Source organism: Pseudomonas avellanae BPIC 631, from assembly GCF_000444135.1.
Lineage (GTDB): Bacteria > Pseudomonadota > Gammaproteobacteria > Pseudomonadales > Pseudomonadaceae > Aquipseudomonas > Aquipseudomonas avellanae.
The window spans coordinates 1-1,910 of record NZ_ATDK01000441.1 but is presented as its reverse complement, the minus strand read 5'-3'; the positions used below and the strand labels follow the sequence as shown (position 1 = coordinate 1,910).

Here is a 1,910-nt window from a genome sequence, read left to right as displayed (position 1 = left end):
GGTCGCATCATGGGGGCTGGCTCCTGAAAAGAATTTGGAGCACAGCATCAAGCTTCAATTGCAGGACTGGAATGTGGGGTTCATGAGGCGCTTACATCAATTACACCGGCACTGTCGGCAAAACCACCATTGCCGCCAACCTGCTATCGCCACGCATGGACGGTGCCCCGATCTACGCTATCGAGTCGATTAACGAGACCGCAGAAAATCTCGGCCTGGACGTTGAAAAGCTGCGCGGTAACAAATTCCGTGAGCTGTTCAAACGTCTCATGCTTGAAGACCAGGCCATCATCGACGTGGGTGCTTCCAACGTTGAAGACTTCATGGCCAACCTGGAAAGCTTCGAAGAGGCTCACGATGAAATTGATTACTACGTGATTCCTATAACGTCAGGCACGAAGGAGCAAAAGGAAACCGTTAGTATGATTGGAACGTTGGCAGCGATGGGTATTCCAGCCAGCAAAATCAGACTGGTCTTCAACCGAGTGAAACGTGATGTCAACACGGAGTTCTCGATAATCATTTCCTACCATGACCGTACCCAATTGTTCTGGATTAACCCGCAATGCTCGATTTTTGAAACAGAACTGTTCGACGCATTATCAGTGAAACGTATTTCGCTAAACGCTCTGATGGCCGATGACACTGATTACAAGGCTATGCTCAAAGACAAAAGTGCCAGTATTCAGGATCGCGAGCTTTGGTCGGATATGTACGGCTTGAAGCTTCTTGCCAAAGGCGTCAATCGCAAGCTTGATGTGGTCTTTACTGAGTTGTTCAGAGAGGAGGCCCATTAATGAGCCAGACTGAAAAAGCGCCTGCAACAGCGCGTGATGCCTTGATTACTGAGCTGCTGAGCGACGTAGGCCGTTTGCATGACGATATAAAAAGCATTCCAAAAATGCTTGAGCTTTCCATGAGAGATTCGATCGATATCGTGGCTGATGCAGTGGAGGACGCAGAAGACACCGCATTGTGGCTACAAGAAGAGACGAAGGCGTTAATTCAGGCAACTACGACAAAAGCCGGATTAGATGTAGGTATCAAGCTTTCCGAAGCCATTCATGAAAGCCTAGGCCGGGTTTTTGAGCCAGCATTGAATCGGGCCACCGTGAAGATAGAGCAACTGGAAAATCGCCTATCTGCGCTATCGGGAAACATTCGAGACACGCAAGCAACTCGGTTTAATTACATGATGCTAGCTGGACTTATTATGTTGGCAGCGATCATGCTCGGCGGTATGACTTGGCTTGCTATCGAGAGTCAAGACGTAAATGAAGTTAACAAATGGTTTTACGATGAGTACAAGGCGCAGAATAATCTCTTGAACAATATTCCTACGGCAATCAAAGAGAAATATAAGAAGTAAAGATAGTCAGGTGAATGTGTGCCTAATGGGCACACATCCTCCAGCTATTTTTCGTCGTACACGATGCCTCTACCGGAAATAAGAGCATTCAAATCCATTTTATCGACATCCTCTCTGATTTTTCTGAAATCAGCTGGAGTCATCGGCTTTCTCGGATTTGCTGATTTATTCAAAGCCGCCTTTGAGTTTTCGCTAGTCGTTACAGGCACAGGGTTCTTTTCGGCACCGTGCAGATTCGAATCTTTCGCAGAGGTCGGCGTGGATGAAGGCAAATTTTGAATCAGATTGAACGCTTTCAAGTACCTACTGAATTGCGCCTTGCTGATGACCAAGCCTGCTTCCTGCATCAATTCTAGTCGGATCGCGCTTTGGGTCTCACCGCCTTTTAGCCTGGACTGGATCAGGGGCAGATGCTTCAAAAATTGCGCCTTTCCGTTTCTAGTGTACTGTTTGCGAAATAATTTACCCGTGTCCCGCAACCTAAGTTATTGATAAAATTTGAATTTTACGTTAGTTAGTAGCTGGTTTTTTCGAAAACAGT

3 protein-coding genes are annotated in these 1,910 nt (G+C 46.7%); 2 read left to right on the top strand and 1 reads right to left on the bottom strand.

Going from position 1 to position 1,910, the window contains the following annotated elements:
• Positions 1-95 precede the first annotated feature (95 nt).
• Together stbB and DW49_RS0123800 are read left to right on the top strand one after the other, a co-directional pair.
• On the top strand, positions 96-797 hold the full coding sequence (stbB, locus tag DW49_RS0123805) for a StbB family protein (RefSeq protein ID WP_029774735.1): 702 nt from the start codon (positions 96-98) through the stop codon (positions 795-797).
• Entirely contained in the window at positions 797-1,369 is a 573-nt protein-coding gene (locus DW49_RS0123800) for a hypothetical protein (RefSeq protein ID WP_005619502.1), read from the top strand. The genes stbB and DW49_RS0123800 overlap by 1 nt, the downstream gene beginning before the upstream one ends.
• A 44-nt stretch (positions 1,370-1,413) precedes the next feature.
• Here DW49_RS0123800 and DW49_RS1000000133190 read toward each other — a convergent pair whose 3' ends face one another.
• Positions 1,414-1,788 carry a hypothetical protein gene (locus DW49_RS1000000133190; protein ID WP_050575249.1) on the bottom strand — a complete coding sequence of 125 codons (375 nt, stop codon included), beginning with the start codon at positions 1,786-1,788 and terminating at the stop codon, positions 1,414-1,416.
• Between the last annotated feature and the right edge of the window lie 122 nt (positions 1,789-1,910).

Bases quoted from the DNA above. Each gene is read 5' to 3' on its own strand.
- DW49_RS0123800 (WP_005619502.1), top strand. From the start codon at position 797: ATGAGCCAGACTGAAAAAGCGCCTGCAACAGCGCGTGATGCCTTGATT.